Genomic DNA, 18,435 nt, shown 5'->3' on the forward strand with positions numbered 1-18,435 from the left:
GCGTATGAAAAATTTTTTTAAACTTCAATGCATTGCCATCGCAGTCTTTCTCATTTCGTGTACGAATAATAATGACGAAAGCGCACCTGTTTTTCCGGAAGGAAGTACAGAATCTGTGAATCTCTGGGTTCAGGACAGTATGAAACGGTACTATTATTGGGCAGATCAGATGCCTGCAAAACCAGATTACCGCCTTCCCGTAAAAGATTTTTTTAAAAGTCTGCTTTCTTCCCAGGATCGGTTTTCTTTCATGGTCAATACTGAAGATTCTTCTACCTATCCACGTTCCATAAGGAATATGTACGGTTTTGATTATACCGTTGCCAAGCTTGCCAATAACCAGGTTGTTACAATCGTTAAGCTGGTTCTTCAAAATTCTCCGGCTTTCAATGCGGGGCTGGAACGGGGAATGATTATGACCAAAATCAATGGAAAAGTTATTACAGCAGCGAATGCAGAATCAATGGCCGCATCTATTAAAGACCAGACCGTTGTAGACCTCACCGTAGGAAAATGGCAGAATGGAGCGGTTGCTGATGAAAAAAATATTACAGTTTACTATGGCTTCTCTTTTGAACAGCCCATTTTATCTAAAGTTTTTGAGAAAAATGGTAAAAAAGCAGGATACCTGTATATCTACGATTTCCCAGACGAAATGACACAAACTCTGAACCAGAAGTTTGCAGAATTTAAGGCTGCCGGAGTACAGGAACTCATTCTTGATCTCCGCTACAACTATGGAGGTTCGGTGTCCTCTGCCGCGGCTCTTTGCTCACTGATTCCTTCAGGGCTGTCGTCTGGTTCGCCATTCATTATTTTTAAAGGAAATAAAAACGGAGGAGAAGTAAAAAGAACATTTGCCCAGCAGATCGCTTATGATCCCAAAGCTCTTGATTTTACTACTTTACGTGCCAATGCATTGGGACTACAGAAAGTATTTATTCTCACATCCAACAGTACAGCATCTGCAGCGGAAATTGTCATCAACAATCTGAAGCCGTATATGCAGGTTATTCAGATCGGGGATACTACGCTGGGTAAAGATATGGCTGGATTTGTAGTGGAAGATAAGCGGAAACCGAGAAAAATTTCCTGGCAGATTCATCCGGTAATTTATAAAGTATTTAATGCCAGCGGAACCGGAGAATACAGCAATGGAATTTCTCCACAGGTCATGATCAACGAATATGCCGGGCTGCCACTATTACCGTTGGGCGATCCTAATGAAACTCTTATTTCTTCTGCCCTTAACGGAGGCTATTTCAAATCTGCAGCTCAGGAAAAGACCGGAAGCGTAAAAATTCTATATCAGAGTGATGTACCTCCGGTGATGATGGAAAAATAGAATTTGGATTGAAAAGACAAAGAAAGGAAATGAATGTCAATATTTTAAACCATTAAGAAGTTTGAAGAAATAAAGTATAGTTAAGATCAATCATTCTGATCTTAAGTTAAAGCGAAGCTTGATCTTAATAATCTTAACACCTTAATACAATCTTAATGGGTCAAGAAAAATTAAAAGGTTTATTTAACTAATAAAAAATAATATATCGAATAGTAAAAGGATAAAATCTTTTGCCCTTTTACCTATTCAGGAACACCATAAAATCACAAAATCATGCAGGGAATAGAACCGAAACTTCACATGAACCTGACCAGCCGTATTGAATATTACCGGCTGTTGATAGAAGCTGCAGAAGATCCTGAAAGCCAGCCTTCGGATGTAGCGACGCAGATTTCAGAGCTGGGTCATCTGTATGAAGAATATCTGCTTAATAAAAAGAATCTGGAGAACAGCATCAAAAACTATCGGCAGTATCATAATGATTTACGGAAAAACCTTACCGTAAGACTTCGGGAACTTAGAAGAAAAGCAAGACAGAAATAATACCTGAAATTTACTTTATCAGCTGATTTTACAATGAAATTCTTACCTTTATGACATCAAGCTGAAGGATGACAGGTTTATGAATTTTAATCACACAGAACTTTCCGGTTATTTGCATCTATTATGGCAGTTTTCCTGGCCGCAGTGGATCATATTCAGCCTTATCATTAACGGTTTTCTGTACCTGTTTTCTATAGGATTATATGTTTTCATTGAAAAGACTTGCCGTAAAAGTCAGCTGCAGGAAAAAAAACATCCCGTCACAAGATCCGACTTCTATCTCAGTCTCTTTACCATAATCTGTAACAGTTTTGTTATGCTGCTGGGAGTTTTCTTATGGAAAAACGGATGGATTGTACTTGGAGAAACTCAATCGGTAGTCAGGATCATAGCAGAAGTTGCGGCTTTGCTTCTTTTGATGGATCTTCTGATGTATTTCTTTCATTATGGAGCCCATTTGCCTTTTATCTACAAAATACTGCATAGAAAACATCACGAGCATGTAAGTACCAATTTTCTGAGTCTTTTTGTTCTGCATCCTTTTGAAACAATTGGATTTGGATTGATGATGCTTGCTTTGCTTATTGGATATGATTTTTCTGTAATTTCTATTTCCATTTATCTTATGCTGAACCTTATCTGGGGAACCATAGGGCATCTGAACAGAGAGTTTTTTCCGGCCTCATTTGACCGCTTGCTGGTAGGAACAACAAGATTTCATAATCAGCATCATTTGGATGAAAGCAAAAACTTTGGATTTTATACTTCCATCTGGGACAGGGTATTTGGAACCTATAAGTAGGAAAAGTATTATAATTTTACATGATTCAGCACTTTGCTTAGCAGGTAATTGAAATTTTTCAGTTCTTTAGAAGTCAGTATAGAAGCCGTCTGTCCGGTAATATTTTTACGGAAAGTTTCCGAATTTTCTATAATAAACCTTCCCTTATCCGTTACTGAAAGATTGAATTTCCGATGATCTGTTTCTTCCTGTTTCTTAATAATCAAATCATTGCTGATCAGAAATTTCAACTGCTTCGAGATGGCTGCCTGGCTGATATTAAATGCTGTTGAAATTTCCCTTCCTGTGGCTGTTTCTTTTCTTAAAATAAATTCAATGATATTATAATGAGCAGCCGTTACTCCATTGATATTTCCCCGGTTCATATGAGCCAGAATAAGACATTGGAAATTTGTAAATGTGTTAAAAAACTCTTTTTCAATGGGTTTCATGATAAATATACTTAACTTAGTTAATTATTAACAAAGTTAAGTATTTTAAAATGGAAAATATAGAAATTACCAATGCCCGGCAAAATAATCTCAAAAATATTTCCATAAAAATTCCAAAATATAAGATCGTGGTTTTTACGGGAGTATCAGGATCCGGGAAATCTTCATTGGTTTTTGAAACCATTGGAGCAGAAGCTCAAAGGCAGATTAATGAGACCCAGAACAGTTTTATCAGAAACCGTCTGCAGCATTATGGTCTGCCTGACGTAGATAAAATTGAAAACCTGAATGTTCCTATCATCATCAATCAAAAGCGGTTAGGAGGAAATGCCAGATCTACCGTGGGGACGGCAGCTGATGTGTCTGCTTCCTTAAGGCTGCTATTTTCGAGAATGGGAAAACCCTTTGTAGGATATTCCAACGTTTTTTCATTTAATCATCCGCAGGGAATGTGCCCGGAATGTGAGGGGCTGGGTTTTGTTCAGACCCTGGACGTGAATGCTTTAATTGATCGTGAAAAATCTTTACATGAAGGTGCAATCCGTTTTCCGACCTTCCAGCCGGGTGGATGGCGTTTAACAAGATATACTTTGTCCGGCTATTTTGATAATGATAAAAAGCTGAAAGATTTTACTGAAAAAGAATGGGAGATTCTGCTGCACACACCTGAACATAAGCCTAAGCATCCACATAAAGAATGGGGGAAAACTGTAAAATACGAAGGAATTGTTCCAAGAATAGAAAAAGCGTTCCTGAAAAAAGATTCTAAAGAAAACATCACAAGAAAAGATGCACTGAAGAATATTGTCATCACAAAAACCTGTCCCTCATGTGAAGGAAAACGGTTGAATGAAAAAATACTGTCCTGTAAGATCAAAGGAAAAAGTATTGCAGATTGTATGGCACTTTCCGTGGATGAACTGCTTGAGTTTGTTACTTCGCTGGATTCAAAACCATATGAAGTTATCATCAAAGAACTTTCAGCAAAACTCCAGAATATGATGACCATCGGGTTGCAGTATCTGACTCTTGACAGGAGTACCAACACCCTTTCCGGAGGAGAGTCTCAACGTATAAAAATGGTGCGGAGTCTTGGAAACAGTCTGATAGATCTTTTATATATTTTTGATGAGCCCAGTATCGGTCTTCATCCAAAAGATCTCCAGAATATTATCACCATTATACAGCAGATCAGGGATAAAGGAAATTCTGTCTTGATTGTAGAACATGATCCGGACCTGATAAAAATGGCAGACCATATTATTGATATAGGCCCGGGTTCAGGAAGAAATGGAGGAGAAGTAATATATGAAGGGACATTTAAAAACTTAAAGGCCTCAACTGGCAAAACAGGTTCTTATTTTGCAAGGAAACCGTTTATAAAGCAAAAATTCAGAAAGCCTGATGGCTATCTGGAAATTAAAAGTGCCAACAGGTACAATCTTAAAAATGTGACTGTAAGTATTCCGACCGGAGTAATGACAGTTGTAACTGGCGTTGCAGGATCTGGTAAAAGTACGCTTATTAATCGTATTCTGCCAGAGCTTTATCCTGATGTGACCATTATTGATCAATCTTTATTTGCTGCAAGCGCTCGTTCCAATTTGCTTACGTATCTGGGGATATCAGATATTGTGCGCAGGCTTTTTGCACAATCTAATCATGTTTCAGACAAGCTGTTCAGCAGAAATAGCGAAGGAGCCTGTAAAAACTGCAAAGGATTGGGAACAGAAAAGATTGATCTTGCTTTTATGGATGATATTGAGCAGCCTTGTGAGGTTTGCGGAGGTTCAGGATTTGATCCTGATGTGCTGCAATACAGATACAATGGAAAAACAATTGTGGAAGTTATGAATATGACAGTTTCTGAAGCAGTTTCTTTTTTTAAAGAAGAACCTGTTCTCAAAAATTTTGACCTGCTAATACAACTGGGACTTGACTATCTGACTCTTGGACAAAGGCTGGATAGCTTTTCCGGAGGTGAAAGACAGCGCCTGAAATTGACAAGAGAGCTGAAAAACACCAATCAGATCATTATTCTTGACGAGCCGAGTACAGGGCTGCATCCAAGTGATACACAAAAACTGTTGACTTTTTTTAACGGTCTTGTAGATCAGAATAATACGCTGATTGTCATAGAACATAATCTTGATATTATTGCACAGGCAGACTGGATTATTGATATGGGGCCAGGTGCCGGAAAATTTGGAGGGAAAGTCTTATTTGAGGGTACTCCGCCGGAGCTGTTGAAGAACAAAATGTCATTCACCGCAGAGTTTCTGAAGAAACATATTCAGTAAGATAAAATAATGAAGAGTATTAAGTTGAACTGTATTGTCATTGCGAACCAAAGGTGAAGCAATCTCATAAATGCGGTTCAACTTAATACTCTTAAAACCTTATCGGCCTTAATGGTTTAAAGGTTAATTTTTATTTAGTGGCTTTCACAGCAGATTGAATAGCTTTCTCAACCATTCTCCAATCATAAAAATGAAATACTCTGCCATTACTCATCGCAACGAAAACTCCTTTAGGAAATTTGGGTCCTAAATTAACATTTGTCACCTCAGAACCATCACTTTCCAGCGTAGAAACGGGAATTTCGGCAATTTTTCCTTTAGACTGATCCTCTCTCAGATATACATTGAATGTATCATTCTGCTGATTCGAAACAAGAATATATCCTTTTCCTTGAGAAGTAGGATAGATTGAAATTCCTTCCACATCAGATTTAAAATCTCCTTTCCCGAAAACCGATAATTCTTCATTCCCTTTGGCCGGATCTGCATAATATTTGTGAACGCCAAACTGTTCATCAGAATAATAAATATAGCCCATTTCATCATCTACAGCAATACTTTCAATCTCTTTCAGCCCGCTGTATTTCCCGAATTTACGAACAACTTCTCCTGTTATAAAACCGCCCTTTTCAATCAGTTTATATTGCCAGAGGTATCCGTCATCCGGACCTGATTTTCTTCCCACAACAGCAAATATTTCTTCTGTCTGCGGATTTTTATAGAGAGAAATTCCCATCGGATCACGTTCAGATTCTCCATCAAATACAGAGATTTCTCCAATTTCTTTCAGCTCAGGAAGCGTATATAACTTTACTTTGTTGGTTTCCCTTTCCGTTACAGCGGCGATATCTGTTTTTTTGCCATTTAGTATAAAACCATATTCCAGATCAACGTTATTGGGACGTTTCAATCCCGAAACCTTATTGATAATTTTTCCGTTAAGGTCAAAAGCATACAATCCTCCGTCGGTATCTTTATCGGTTCCTATGATGATGCTTTTTGAGGCATCCTGTGGATTAATCCATATGGCGGGATCATCAGTATCATGAACCACTGTTTCTGTAATAACAGCTGGTTTTAATTTTTCCGCTAAATCTTTCTGCCCTGTACAGTTGATCACAAAAGGAAGAACTGAAAGAGCCAATATATAATGTATATTTTTCATGTGTATTTTAAAAATCAAATTTTACCCCCATTGTAAATCTTGGCCTGTAATATTCAGCCTGAGCGGTTCTGCTCTGGATTCCCTGGTAATACCTTAACGGCTGATTCGTCAGATTATTGGCTTCTGCAAAAACTCTGAGCTGGCTTGTAATCTTGTAGGAAGCATTGGCATCGAGGAAAAACTGTTTGTCATAATAACGGTCGTCAAAGGCTTTTCCTCCCAGTTCATCAATATAATGAGACGCATAGTTCATGGAAACTCTTGCTGAAAAACGTTTATTTTCCCACGAAAGAGATCCGTTGAACATATGAGGAGCAGCGCCGGGAAACCCTACATCTGTTCTCTCAGTGCCTTCTTCATTGGTGATTCCTTTTGCTTTGGATTTGGTGTAAGTATAGTTTACATAAACTCCAAGTCCTTTCCAGAAAGCGCCTGGAATAAAGTCAAGCTGTCTTTGTAAAGCCACTTCAAACCCATAAATATCTACATTGTCACCATTACGCTGCTGGGTAAACTTCCAGTTGCTTTCTCCCGCAGGAATTGGGTTGGACTGTCCTGCAAAATCATTCGCGAAATCATTCGCAGTATAATTTCTTTGGGAATACGTATAAATAAAATTATTCAGGTTTTTATAAAAAATACCTCCGGAAAGTATCCCTACAGACTTAAAATACTTTTCTGCCATAAAATCAAAATTATAGGCATAGGTTGCTTTTAAGTTTGGATTTCCGGCTGCTACGATCTCGTCTTCTGAAATAACATTAAGGTAAGGAACCAGTGAGTAATAATTGGGGCGTGCCAGAGCTGTGGTAAATGCTGCACGAAGCACAAGATCCTGCACCGGAACATATTTGAAGGAAATATTCGGAAGTACATTGGTGTATGTATTCGTATTATTGATTTGTCCTACCAGGTCCTTTTCATTCATCACATAGTTTCCGGTGTAATCAATATTGGTCGTTTCAACACGCGCTCCAACGATCATGGATAATTTATCATTGAAATCCTGATCCCAACGGATATAGCCTGCATAGATCTGCTCCTTCGCATTGTAGTTGCTTGAAAGATATTTTTCAGGCTTTAATTTACCATTAAACAAAGTTGGATTGAATAAATCCAGCCCTCCAAGGAAAGAAGGGTCAACGAATGTTCCCGGAACGTAATTTCCCGGCTGGAAGTTCTGACCATCAAGATTTATTGTCGGAACAGATAAAAGGCTTCCCATAGTGTTGACCGGAGTAAAGGCGTAGAAGTCATTCTCTCTTTCTTTTTTCTTCAAACGCATGCGGAAACCGGTACGAAGACGTCCTTTCTGGCCATCAATCACTGAAAATGGAAAACGTACATTCATTTTTGCTCCCAGTTCCTTTTCCTGTGTAAAGTTATTGGCATCGGAAAGATCACTCAATTTATAACTTCCTAAATTATCTGCAGCAAGGAGATTGAACATCGGTTTTTCAGGATTACTAAGGTCAGGAGAGAAATTCATTTTGCTGTTTTCAAACTCTATATAACGCTGGTGAGGCTTATCTTCACTGGCGATTGCATAGTTGACAGACCAGTCAAGATCTACCTTGGAACCTAATAAATGTTCTCCTCTTAAAGCATAGTTCTGAACTTTCTGTTTTTCAAGACGGGTATTGTCATTATCAGCATCACCGCCTTTATTCTGTCTTGTGATACTTCCTTTCCAGTCTGTAATCTCAGTTTCATCGGCGTTATAGACCGGTTTTATTTTATACCCTAATGCCAGTCTGGTTTCCTTATCATTTCTGAAATTATACATTGCAGAAGCGTAGATCTTGTTTTTGGAATTGAATTCATAATCCATATTAAGATCAAAACTGTGTCTGATACGGTGTTCATTATAATAACGTACACCCATTTTGCTTACATAAACAGTCTGTGCAAGATCGTTTGCCTGGCTCCATACCGGTTCTATATTATCCGAACCGAAATTGTTGTTGTTATAGGAAAAACTGAATACAGCCCCTAGTTTTTTATCCAAAAACCGGTTTCCATAGACAAAACCGGCGGTATAATTTCCTTTTTCGCGGATTGGATTGTATCCTCCGGCAACGGTTGCAGAAATTCTTTGTCCATTCGGGGAAGCTCTGGTAATAAGATTGACGGAACCTCCGATGGCATCAGCGTCCATATCTGGAGTCAGGGTTTTATTAACCTCAATCGTAGAGATCATATCAGAAGGGATCAGGTCCATCTGTACATTACGATTATCTCCTTCAGCAGAGGGAATTCTGTCACCATTCAGGGTAACGGAGTTAAGATTGGGAGCCAGTCCTCTGATAATAAGATTTCTGGCTTCTCCCTGATCATTTTGTATGGTAACTCCCGGAACACGCTTCAAAGCATCCCCGATATTGGCATCAGGAAAACGCCCGATCTGATCAGAAGAAATTACATTGGTAATATTGGCGTTGTTTTTTTGCTTGTTTAAAGCTCTTGCCTGATTTTTTAAAGTAGCTCCTGATACTACAACTTCTGCAATAGAGGTTTCTTTTTTATCGAAAATAATATTCTGGCGGGTGTTTTTCTCACTTTCAACTGTAACGTTGTATTCATGAACACCATACCCAAGATAATCAATTTTCATGGTATAACTCCCCGGAGGAACGTTCAGGAAAACAAAGTTTCCGTGTTCATCTGAAGTGGTATAAATATTCCCCGGACTTAGAGAGATTTTAGCTCCCGGTAGGGCTATTTTCGAATCGTCATTAATGTTTCCGGAAAGAGATCCGGTTTGCGCATAGAAAAAAATAGAGGCACAAAATAAAACAGATGTAAAAATTTTCTTCACTTTTCCTTTTTTAGATAAAAATCACAGCAAAATTAAACGTCTGTTTGGGAAAAGTGTTGAAGAGAAAATTAACTGTTTCTTAAGAATTGTTAATATAGATGATTTTGTAAAAGATAAAAGATATTGTTGTTAAAGTTCAGACAAAAAATAAGATAGATATAGATTCCTCGGAATGATAAACTGTATGGATATACTAAGCGTATATAACTGATGAAATAATTATGAATACTATACAAATACACGCGCACATTGTCATTCCGTAGGAATCCAAATAATGCATTTAATTTTTTTGAAATTTGACCTTTTTAAGATTTTGAAATATTAAGTATTTCCTGCACGATAATTTTAGATTTCTCTATCAATTCATTGGATCTATAGAGCTGGCTGGTAAGTATAGAGCTTTCAAAAAGAAGATAGATATGGGCGGATGTAATATCGTTTTGGATGTCTTTATTGAAGCATTCTCTCAGTTTATTTTTATGATATCGGATTACCTTGTGAATCTCTTCCTTATCGGCAGGGATTTCAGATAAAATATTCAGGAAACTGCATCCTCTGAAGTCTTCTCTTTTATTCATGTAAATCAGGAAATCAAAGGACTTTTGGAATTTTTCCTGCAGTGTTTCTGCTTCCGATGTAAATTTTTTAAGTTCAGACACCCAGTAATCATATCTTTTATTGAGAAATTCAATGCAAAGTTCCTCCTTAGATTTAAAATGATGGTAGAAACTTGCTTTTGAAACGCCAGCTTCATCAATAACCTGGTTGATGCCTGTATTGTTGTAACCTTGCTTATGGAAGAGAACCATTGCTGTATTTAGTATTCTTTCGCGAGGTTTGGGCATCGTATAAAATTTTTACAAATGTAAAAAATAAACAGACTGGTAGGTTTGAAAATAAAATTATTTTTAAATAAACCCTGTGGCATAATATAGCTGAATAACAAAGAAAAGTACGGTAAAAAACCATACGATATAAGGATGATAGGTGAAGTTATTTTTCAGAATATAATGCAACGCTTTGAAAAGTTTGAAAATTCCGATAATTCCAATGATAATAAAAACCAGAAAGACCAGAAAGAACAGGTATTCTCTTGTACCATAGTTACTTATCTTGCCCATATTTTGTATATAAGCATCTACATTCATAGTTTGCCCAAGAAACATTGCCGAACTGATTAATATAAAAAAAGGAGTGGAGGTATACACCGTTGTATAAATAAAAGAAAATAATAACGTTCGGAAGGTGACTGTATTCACTTTTTCTTTTTTGTACCATAACAAAGCAACAGTGAATATGACTGCGGTAATATTATTCATCAAAAAAATAAAGAGCGCTTTTTCTACCATGCTTAACCCTTTGATTTTTGAAATAATATTGTGCTCACCACCATAATCCATTAAAAGTACGGAGACAATCACGGAAGTATACACTGAAAGTTTGATAGGAGAGAGATAGTCGCGAAAACGTTCTGTCTCCTCTTTTTCCATCTCGTGTACGGAAAGATCATAGCAGCGGCGGGGATCCTGAAACAATTTAAAAATGGTTACGGGAACCAACAATATTTCAATAATAATCTGCAGGCACAGCTTTTCAAAACTATCAATCAACTTTTCAAACATATAGAAGGATATTAAGGGAACGTTTTTGCAATTTAATCAATTTTTGTATTACATCTTAAAACATAATAAAATAGTGGATGACTTAAGATAAATCATCCACTATTTTATGGTATAAAAACGTTCTTATTATTTAGGAAGTCCTCTTTTTAATGCATTATTGGCTATTTCTACCGCTTTTCTTTCTTTCCAGTCCATATATCTTTTTTTGTATCGGCCTTTCATGAAATTATCAAAATTACGCTGAACAGCAAGATTCCAAAGAGAATGTGCTTTTACAGCCCAGCTTTTGTCCCATGCACGCAGGGAAATAGAGAAAGATCCATCCAGATATTTCATCCAGTGCCACCAGCCGGTAGGCATGAATAAAGTATCTCCGTGTTCCAGGAAGCATTCGATTCCTTCAATACCATCCAATGCCGGGAATTTTTCAAAATCAGGATTGGAAATATCATAATCTTCCAGTGCATAGGTAGCATACGGAAGTTTATAAAGTCTGGATTTCCACTTGTATTCAAATAAAAGAACATGTTTTCTTCCATTGAAGTGAGTGTGGAAAATATGAGGCATGTCTATATCATAATGAAGGAAAGTTACAGAACCTTTACCTCCGAAAAACATACTCGGATATTTATCTAAAAACCCACCCATAAGATTCTTTGGCGGAACATAATCGTCCAAAAGTTTCGGAGCAAATTTTATAGGGTCAAAGAAAAAGATTCTCAGATCAGTAGGTTCTCTCTGAATAAGGTCTACATAATCACTGAAAGGCATTTTCGTAGTCGGAGTATTGATAGGAGCGGCAGGATCTGCTTTGGAACTGTCGTAAAGGGGAACTTCAACGTCGCCAACCACTTCTTTCATATACTCCATTGTCCACTTTTGGTAGGCAGGCCATTTTCTTGCCATATTTCTGATTACCACTGGCTTACATGGCTTTAGATATTTTTCACGGAAATCTTCTTGTGAAATATCATCTACAATATCAATTGGTTTAAGGATTATTCCCATTCGTTCAAATTATTAAGCTAAAGTATTAAATATTTGCGACAATAAAACGGAAAGAAATAAAATTATTTGGAATTAATATAAATAAATGATAAAATACATATTTCTGTCTTTTTTTTAGAGTTATTGTGTTAGATTTTTAGTTCAAATAGTTTTAAAATATACTGTGTTTATGCTGTAAAATGATCGTTGTGAAATAGAATAATTGTATGTATTATTGTGACATTAAAAACAGCCATGAAAACTTTCACTACGATTATTTTTTCGCTTGTATTTGCAAGTGCCTTTTCACAAAAATCAGCTAAAATTTTCACTTCAGATATTGACAATTTTTGGGTTGCCTATGACAGCATTCAAAAAACAAACGATCATACCCAAAAACTGACCCTGATTAAAGAATTATATATCGATAAAGGAACAGCAGGCTTAAAAGCTTTTATGAAAGCCAGAGACTATAATGATACTGTGTTTATAAACATTATTGATAAGTATCCTAAATTCTGGAATTCGATCAGACCAAATACTCTGACTATAAAAACTAAAACAAATGAGCTGGAAGCCAGTGTTATCCGGCTGAAGGAGATCTATCCGGATCTTAAAGAAGCTGAAATGTATTTTACGATAGGTGGACTTAATTCCGGGGGGACAGTGAGTGGAAATAAGGTATTGGTGGGTGCTGAACTGGCAACAGGGCTTCCGTCTACAGATGTTTCAGAATTTGAGGAAGACTGGCTGAAAACCGTATTTGGCCAACAATCTCTGGATAATATCGTCTCTTTAAATGTTCATGAATATATCCATACCCAGCAGATCGGAGACCGTAGAAGAGTTTTGAATAAATCTATAAAAGAAGGATCGTGCGATCTGATTGCTGAACTGGTGATGAATAAACCACTGGAAAGGAAATATCTCTCTTATGGAAATGCTCATGCAGCTGAGGTTAAAGATCTCTTTAAAAAAGAAATGTTTACCGGTAATTTTACAAACTGGCTTTATAATGGAAGAAAGAAGGGAGAAAGTGCCGATCTGGGATATTATGTAGGATATGAAATCTCTAAATCTTATTACCGGAATGCAAAAGATAAAAAACAGGCTGTAAAAGATATTATTGAGCTGAATTATGACAACGATAAAGCTGTTGAAGACTTCCTCACCAGATCAAAATTTTTCAAAGAAAAAATTGATAAACAAAAGCTGATCAAAGAATATGAAAAAAATTTACCCTATGTTGTAAAAACAGAACCTGCAAACGGGTCCGTAAATGTAAGTGCTGACACAAAAGAAATAAGAATTACCTTTTCAAAAGAAATGGTTCCCAAAAGCTATTCCTTCAATCTTTCCGATAAAGGAAAAGAGTATTTTCCAATTACCAAAATAATAGGAATGGAAAATAATGACAGAACATTGGTTCTTTCAGCAGATCTGAAACCGGGTAAGGAGTATGAATTTGTGCTGACGAACAAAAGTTTCGCTTCTAAAGACGGGTATCCCCTGAGAGATGAAACACTTCTTGTAAAATTTAAAACAAGGGATAAATAGTTTGATCATTATGAATGATAACCAGCTTTTATATCTAGCTTCAATAGTTTGTTTCTTTCTTATTATTCTAACCTTCAGGCATAGCCGGAAGTTTGGCGGTGTCAATATGCTCCTGTTCTGCTTATACAATTCAATATTATATTATCATTTAATTTATGATAGCAGTGGAGGAGCAGGTCTTGTATGGTGGTTTTGCCTGCTTGTTGTATCAGGATGTCATATGCTGGCACTTTTGATTTACTTTGTAATAACAACTATTATCAAAGACAACAGGTTACGAAAAAATAAGGATTAAAAGATAACTGTAAAACCTTGAAGAAATTATTCAATCATTTAAAATTCAGATTTCATCAAAGTTTCAGACTGCTCAATCTGAACCCAAGAACAGGTATACCTGTGCTGATTATTCTGGGAGTTCTTGTCATCATGAAGCTGCCTGAAAGCTATTATTACCCGCCTTTATTTTTTATACTGGCATTGCTGTTTCATTACGAAAGAAAAGATATTCCTTTCCTTAAAAAAGTCTTTGTCAAAAGCTGGCGTTGGATTATTGTATTGGAAACGGTATTCATTTACAGTATTTTGTTATGCGGAAATATTCATTACATATTTGAGAAAACCGCATTACTTTCATTGCCGATGTTTGCTTTACTGGCCTTTATCACTCCAAGAACCCAGCCATGGATCACATTTCAGTGGAACTTTATTCCGGATGATTTATTTGAATGGAAAAGCTTTCTGAGAAAAAATACCTTGCTGGCAGTTTGGGGATTGGTTATTCTCTGGTGTTCAGCTTATCACTTTGTGGCTCTGGTTCTTACAGGAGTTTTTGCACTGGATTATATCTCACATCTTTACGAACCTAATGAAAATAAAGAAATGCTGGAGATGTATTTTAAAAAATATACTTTAAAAGAGAAACTCAGAAGGAATTCTCTGCTTTTCAATGCTTTGTTGTTACCAACATACGCTATGTTTCTGATTCTGAACCCTGCTGAAAGTTTATATATACTTTATTATTTTGCTTTTATGAACCTGTATTGTATGCTGATTCTGACCAGAAAATATAAGCAGTACCATCATAAAGAAAAGAGTAATTACTACACTATAGGTGTTTTTATTGAGTATACAATATCCAGTATAATCATTATCCCGGCGGTATTTATATTGAAAAATAATATAAAAGAAGCTTCTCAAAATATTAAAACCTATGTTGGAGATTAAAAATATACATGTTCATTTTAAAAATCAAAATGTTTTAAACGATCTGAATCTTTTTATAGAAGAAGGCTGCATATTGGGACTGCTTGGGAAAAATGGGGCGGGAAAGACTACTTTGTTTGAATCCCTGTACCAAAGTATACCATTCTCCGGAGAGATCAGCTGGAGAAATGAGCGGTTGAAACGGGAAATGATTTCTTACCTGGAAACCGAAAACTATTTTTACCCTTACATTACGGGAGAAGAATATCTTGCTTATTTCACTTCAAAAAAAGAAGTTGAAATTAAAGAGACTATTGAAAAATTCAATCTTCCGATGAAAAAATATGTGCAGTATTATTCCAGCGGAATGAAGAAAAAGCTGGCCCTTATCGGAATGCTGATGCTGGATAAGCCTATTAATATCCTTGACGAGCCATTCAATGGAGTAGATTTTGAAGGAGTTCACATCCTTTATGGTATCATCAGACAGCTGAAATCCGAAAACAAAGTAGTTATTGTGAGTTCCCATATTATTGAAACTCTTTTTCATACCTGTGATAAAATTGCTTTTCTACAAAACGGCAATATTGAAAAGATATATGAAAAGGAAGAATTCAGCCAATTGAATGTACTTAAATTCTAGATCGTTTTTTTAATACTATTTAACATTAGGAGAAAGAATTCTTAAGGATTTTTTTTATTAAATTGCCTTTTCAAACTAATAACTTATTTATTATGAAAAATCTAAAGAAAATCGCGAGACAAAGTTTAAAAACAATCACAGGAGGTCGCCCACCTGCAGAAAGTGAGTGTATAGCATGTGGCTGTCCTACATCAACATGTTATTATAAAAATGGAAATGGCGGCGGCGGTGGTTGTGCCGATATCAGATGTGCATGATCATTTTTCTATAAAAAACCTTCCGGAGTACGGAAGGTTTATTTTTACGTTATTATGGCTTGTTTTCTTCATACTTCTTTTTGATAAACAACATCATAACTGCCAGAAATAATGCTGTAATACTTGACCATATTATGTTTTTTATACCAAAACGGGCAATCCAGAATCCTCCAAATAAAGTACCTGCGGTTACGGCAAAGTTTCCACACGAAGTAAAAATACTATTCATAAACTCCGAAGAATCTGAAACAGAAGAAGTGACATTGATATTGCTGATCAGAAAGCCTCCCGAATGTACCAGTCCCCAGCACCCGATAATCCATATCATAGGTATAAAATAGGTTCCAGAATATCCCATCAGCAGATGAATTCCTGATAATAGAATTAAAAACAGGAGAGTAGTCTGAAATGGAAATCTGCTCATGTATTTTCCTGCAATTTTATTTCCTGCAATTCCCACTGTTCCAAATAAAAAAAGCATGAGGCTTATCTGTTTGCCATTCATCCGGGTAACCTTCTTTAAAAAATCTGCCATATAGCCATATGTAGAGTACATGGCTGCAATGGTGAAAAATGCAAGGAGAAGTCCGATCCATAAATGGGTATTGTAAAATATTTTAACAGAAAAACCTATTGAAGGCTTGTTTGTATGTTGAATAGGCGGTAAGCAGATCCATACACCAGTCAGTGCAATTCCATTAATAAAAGCGGTAAGCAAAAAGGAAGACTGCCAGGAAAAGAGATCAGACATAAAAGTCGCCAGTGGAACACCCATTACCGTTGCCAGAGTAAGCCCCGAAAAAATAATGCTAACAGCCCTGGATTTCTCTGTAGGATCTGAGGTTTCTCCGGCCATAGATAAAGCAATCGACCAGTAAACTGGATGAAAGAACGCGGGAATCATTCTGACTACAAGGAGCATATAAAAATTGGTGATGTACGCAGACAGAATATTGGTAGCAACGAAAATAAATAATGAAGAAATCAATAGATTTTTTCTTTTGAAGGTAGATAATGCCATCAGCATAAAAGGGCCGAAAACAGCAACAATCAACGCAAAAGCACTCAGCAGCCATCCCGCTTTTTCAATGGAAACCCGGAACGCTGAAGCTATTTCAGGCAATACCCCTATAACACCAAATTCTGTGGTTGTGATTCCGAAAACACCAAGTGCCAGTACATACAGATTTCTGTTCATTTTCATTATTTTTTTGCAAATTTGCAGAATAGACTATCAGGAAACTATATACTTACCTTTTAGTTCTATACTTACCTTTTTGAAAGTGTAAATAAAAAACGATTATTATGCCTCAATTTTTCCACGATAAAAGACTGTATTATACACCTATTGAATTTGCATTAAGTCATATTGGAGGAACCTGGAAAATGCCGATTCTATGGAGATTACAGGAAAAACCTCTTCGTTTCAGTGAGCTTAAAAAAGATATTCCTCATATTACAGATAAAATGCTGACCAGCCAGCTGCGAGAACTGGAAGCTAAAGACATGATTCATCGTGAAGTATTCCCCGTAGTGCCGCCGAAAGTGGAATACAGCCTTACGGAGAAAGGGAAAAAAGCCATTCCGGTTATTGAGACCATTATGCAGTACGGCTATGATCTGATTAAAGATGAAGGCATTGTTTTTCCGCCTAAAGAATAAAAAAATATATTGTCTTTTTTCATACCTTCACATAAAATCTATTCTATAGTATGAAGCTGAAATTAGGGATCTTGGACCAGTCACCTGTAACAATGGGTGGCAGTGCAGCCTCCGCATTGAAAAACAGTATCAACCTTGCTTTACTGGCTGAAGAAACAGGCTTTCATAGTGTCATGTATGCCGAACATCATGGAGTAGAAGCTTATGGGAGTTCCAGTCCTGAACTTTTAGCAGCAATTATACTAAGTAAAACAAACCGTATCAAAATAGGAACCGCCGGAATTATGATGCGGAATTATTCTGCCTATAAAATTGCGGAATGGGCCAAAATGCTGTCCACTCTGTATCCTGAACGCTTTATTCTCGGATTGGGAAAAGCTCCCGGAGGATTGAAAGATGCTGTTATGGCACTCAATAATCATAAGCCGGTAGTGTTATCAAACATGGAAACGAAACTCGAAGAGATCATTCAATTGATCAGAGAGGAAGAAGAATCTTATGACGGACTTATTGCGCAACCTACCCATGTGCAGCACATTCCTGAAATCATGTGGCTGGGATCAGGAATGACTTCGGCAAAAGAAGCGGCTAAACATGGGACAGGATATTCCTTCGCTGCTTTTATGAACAGTGAGAACGGGATGGAAAATACAGAAGCTTATCTCAAAGAATTTGATGGTACTCAATATTTTTCCCAGCCTTCTCTGCAGGTGGCAGTTGCTGCATCGGTAGCAGATACCATTGAAGAAGCCAGACGGAATGCTTATGGAATGGCCTACCAGTTTTTACAATCCCGCCAGTTAGTCAGTCCCAATGCTGTTCTTTCTCCTGAAGTCGTAGAGCAAAAGATTTTGGGAACTAAAGATGAAGATGAGTTTTTCACCTTTTTAGAGAGAATTATTATAGAAACACCGCAGTCTGTGGCGCAGAGATTGCAGCAGATTTCAGAAAAATACAATACGGATAATCTTTTGATATTGAGTAATATGTATAAGGAGGGAGATCGTATTTATACCTATAAAAATATCATTAAAAATAATAATTAAGCCCTGTAAGAAAGCCAAAATTTCTGTTTTACTGGGGCTGTATTTAAACATAAT

17 protein-coding genes are annotated in these 18,435 nt (G+C 36.7%); 10 read left to right on the forward strand and 7 right to left on the reverse strand.

The window, feature by feature from the left end:
- The first annotated feature begins 4 nt into the window (after positions 1-4).
- The 3 genes from ACTJIP_RS09445 to ACTJIP_RS09455 all read left to right on the forward strand — a co-directional run bounded on the left by ACTJIP_RS09445 (position 5) and on the right by ACTJIP_RS09455 (position 2,690).
- Positions 5-1,345, forward strand: a complete 1,341-nt coding sequence (locus ACTJIP_RS09445) for a S41 family peptidase (protein WP_077414661.1) — start codon at positions 5-7, stop codon at positions 1,343-1,345.
- 273 nt (positions 1,346-1,618) lie between these two features.
- Positions 1,619-1,888, forward strand: coding sequence for a hypothetical protein (locus ACTJIP_RS09450; protein ID WP_077414659.1), 270 nt, complete (start codon positions 1,619-1,621; stop codon positions 1,886-1,888).
- Positions 1,889-1,967: 79 nt separating this feature from the next.
- Positions 1,968-2,690 (forward strand): sterol desaturase family protein, encoded by a 723-nt coding sequence (locus ACTJIP_RS09455; protein ID WP_077414657.1) that lies wholly within the window; start codon positions 1,968-1,970, stop codon positions 2,688-2,690.
- An 8-nt stretch (positions 2,691-2,698) separates the two neighbouring features.
- Here the strand turns inward: ACTJIP_RS09455 and ACTJIP_RS09460 are convergent, their stop codons facing one another.
- Positions 2,699-3,121 (reverse strand): MarR family winged helix-turn-helix transcriptional regulator, encoded by a 423-nt coding sequence (locus tag ACTJIP_RS09460; protein ID WP_077414655.1) that lies wholly within the window; start codon positions 3,119-3,121, stop codon positions 2,699-2,701.
- 50 nt (positions 3,122-3,171) lie between these two features.
- On the opposite strand from ACTJIP_RS09460, the gene ACTJIP_RS09465 reads away from it, so the two are divergent.
- Positions 3,172-5,421, forward strand: coding sequence for an ATP-binding cassette domain-containing protein (locus tag ACTJIP_RS09465; RefSeq protein WP_440704481.1), 2,250 nt, complete (start codon positions 3,172-3,174; stop codon positions 5,419-5,421).
- A gap of 130 nt (positions 5,422-5,551) precedes the next feature.
- Here the strand turns inward: ACTJIP_RS09465 and ACTJIP_RS09470 are convergent, their stop codons facing one another.
- The 5 genes from ACTJIP_RS09470 to ACTJIP_RS09490 all read right to left on the reverse strand — a co-directional run bounded on the left by ACTJIP_RS09470 (position 5,552) and on the right by ACTJIP_RS09490 (position 12,034).
- Complete coding sequence (locus tag ACTJIP_RS09470; protein WP_077414651.1) at positions 5,552-6,586, reverse strand: phytase; 1,035 nt, start codon at positions 6,584-6,586, stop codon at positions 5,552-5,554.
- A gap of 7 nt (positions 6,587-6,593) precedes the next feature.
- Positions 6,594-9,404, reverse strand: coding sequence for a TonB-dependent receptor (locus ACTJIP_RS09475; RefSeq protein ID WP_440704482.1), 2,811 nt, complete (start codon positions 9,402-9,404; stop codon positions 6,594-6,596).
- A 305-nt stretch (positions 9,405-9,709) separates the two neighbouring features.
- Complete coding sequence (locus ACTJIP_RS09480) at positions 9,710-10,249, reverse strand: TetR/AcrR family transcriptional regulator (protein ID WP_219072513.1); 540 nt, start codon at positions 10,247-10,249, stop codon at positions 9,710-9,712.
- A gap of 63 nt (positions 10,250-10,312) precedes the next feature.
- On the reverse strand, positions 10,313-11,026 hold the full coding sequence (locus ACTJIP_RS09485) for a hypothetical protein (RefSeq protein ID WP_180565607.1): 714 nt from the start codon (positions 11,024-11,026) through the stop codon (positions 10,313-10,315).
- 126 nt (positions 11,027-11,152) lie between these two features.
- Positions 11,153-12,034 carry a cupin-like domain-containing protein gene (locus tag ACTJIP_RS09490; RefSeq protein ID WP_077414643.1) on the reverse strand — a complete coding sequence of 294 codons (882 nt, stop codon included), beginning with the start codon at positions 12,032-12,034 and terminating at the stop codon, positions 11,153-11,155.
- 234 nt (positions 12,035-12,268) lie between these two features.
- Between ACTJIP_RS09490 and ACTJIP_RS09495 the strand changes: the two genes are divergently transcribed.
- The 4 genes from ACTJIP_RS09495 (at position 12,269) to ACTJIP_RS09510 (ending at position 15,673) form a co-directional block, all read left to right on the forward strand.
- On the forward strand, positions 12,269-13,570 hold the full coding sequence (locus ACTJIP_RS09495; protein WP_077414641.1) for an Ig-like domain-containing protein: 1,302 nt from the start codon (positions 12,269-12,271) through the stop codon (positions 13,568-13,570).
- A gap of 312 nt (positions 13,571-13,882) precedes the next feature.
- Complete coding sequence (locus tag ACTJIP_RS09500) at positions 13,883-14,794, forward strand: hypothetical protein (protein ID WP_077414639.1); 912 nt, start codon at positions 13,883-13,885, stop codon at positions 14,792-14,794.
- A complete protein-coding gene (locus ACTJIP_RS09505; RefSeq protein WP_077414637.1) occupies positions 14,781-15,416 on the forward strand; it encodes an ABC transporter ATP-binding protein in 636 nt (211 codons plus the stop codon). The genes ACTJIP_RS09500 and ACTJIP_RS09505 overlap by 14 nt, the downstream gene beginning before the upstream one ends.
- Positions 15,417-15,508: 92 nt before the next feature.
- On the forward strand, positions 15,509-15,673 hold the full coding sequence (locus ACTJIP_RS09510) for a bacteriocin-like protein (RefSeq protein WP_180565608.1): 165 nt from the start codon (positions 15,509-15,511) through the stop codon (positions 15,671-15,673).
- A gap of 52 nt (positions 15,674-15,725) precedes the next feature.
- On the opposite strand, the gene ACTJIP_RS09515 is transcribed toward ACTJIP_RS09510, so the two are convergent.
- Complete coding sequence (locus tag ACTJIP_RS09515) at positions 15,726-16,871, reverse strand: MFS transporter (protein WP_440704483.1); 1,146 nt, start codon at positions 16,869-16,871, stop codon at positions 15,726-15,728.
- 107 nt (positions 16,872-16,978) lie between these two features.
- Between ACTJIP_RS09515 and ACTJIP_RS09520 the strand changes: the two genes are divergently transcribed.
- Both ACTJIP_RS09520 and ACTJIP_RS09525 read left to right on the forward strand, forming a co-directional pair.
- Complete coding sequence (locus ACTJIP_RS09520) at positions 16,979-17,335, forward strand: winged helix-turn-helix transcriptional regulator (RefSeq protein WP_077414633.1); 357 nt, start codon at positions 16,979-16,981, stop codon at positions 17,333-17,335.
- Between the two features lie 50 nt (positions 17,336-17,385).
- Positions 17,386-18,381: an MsnO8 family LLM class oxidoreductase gene (locus ACTJIP_RS09525; RefSeq protein ID WP_440704484.1), complete on the forward strand. Its 996-nt coding sequence runs from the start codon at positions 17,386-17,388 to the stop codon at positions 18,379-18,381.
- Positions 18,382-18,435: the final 54 nt, after the last annotated feature.

The sequence above is a fragment of the Chryseobacterium sp. 22543 genome (assembly GCF_052044565.1).
Taxonomy (GTDB): domain Bacteria; phylum Bacteroidota; class Bacteroidia; order Flavobacteriales; family Weeksellaceae; genus Chryseobacterium.

Excerpts from the sequence above, each read along its gene's own strand:
- ACTJIP_RS09445 (WP_077414661.1), top strand. The coding sequence starts at position 5 with ATGAAAAATTTTTTTAAACTTCAATGCATTGCCATCGCAGTCTTTCTC.
- ACTJIP_RS09450 (WP_077414659.1), top strand. The coding sequence starts at position 1,619 with ATGCAGGGAATAGAACCGAAACTTCACATGAACCTGACCAGCCGTATT.
- ACTJIP_RS09455 (WP_077414657.1), top strand. The coding sequence starts at position 1,968 with ATGAATTTTAATCACACAGAACTTTCCGGTTATTTGCATCTATTATGG.
- ACTJIP_RS09460 (WP_077414655.1), bottom strand. The coding sequence starts at position 3,121 with ATGAAACCCATTGAAAAAGAGTTTTTTAACACATTTACAAATTTCCAA.
- ACTJIP_RS09465 (WP_440704481.1), top strand. The coding sequence starts at position 3,172 with ATGGAAAATATAGAAATTACCAATGCCCGGCAAAATAATCTCAAAAAT.
- ACTJIP_RS09470 (WP_077414651.1), bottom strand. The coding sequence starts at position 6,586 with ATGAAAAATATACATTATATATTGGCTCTTTCAGTTCTTCCTTTTGTG.
- ACTJIP_RS09480 (WP_219072513.1), bottom strand. The coding sequence starts at position 10,249 with ATGCCCAAACCTCGCGAAAGAATACTAAATACAGCAATGGTTCTCTTC.
- ACTJIP_RS09485 (WP_180565607.1), bottom strand. The coding sequence starts at position 11,026 with ATGTTTGAAAAGTTGATTGATAGTTTTGAAAAGCTGTGCCTGCAGATT.
- ACTJIP_RS09490 (WP_077414643.1), bottom strand. The coding sequence starts at position 12,034 with ATGGGAATAATCCTTAAACCAATTGATATTGTAGATGATATTTCACAA.
- ACTJIP_RS09495 (WP_077414641.1), top strand. The coding sequence starts at position 12,269 with ATGAAAACTTTCACTACGATTATTTTTTCGCTTGTATTTGCAAGTGCC.
- ACTJIP_RS09505 (WP_077414637.1), top strand. The coding sequence starts at position 14,781 with ATGTTGGAGATTAAAAATATACATGTTCATTTTAAAAATCAAAATGTT.
- ACTJIP_RS09510 (WP_180565608.1), top strand. The coding sequence starts at position 15,509 with ATGAAAAATCTAAAGAAAATCGCGAGACAAAGTTTAAAAACAATCACA.
- ACTJIP_RS09515 (WP_440704483.1), bottom strand. The coding sequence starts at position 16,871 with ATGAACAGAAATCTGTATGTACTGGCACTTGGTGTTTTCGGAATCACA.
- ACTJIP_RS09520 (WP_077414633.1), top strand. The coding sequence starts at position 16,979 with ATGCCTCAATTTTTCCACGATAAAAGACTGTATTATACACCTATTGAA.
- ACTJIP_RS09525 (WP_440704484.1), top strand. The coding sequence starts at position 17,386 with ATGAAGCTGAAATTAGGGATCTTGGACCAGTCACCTGTAACAATGGGT.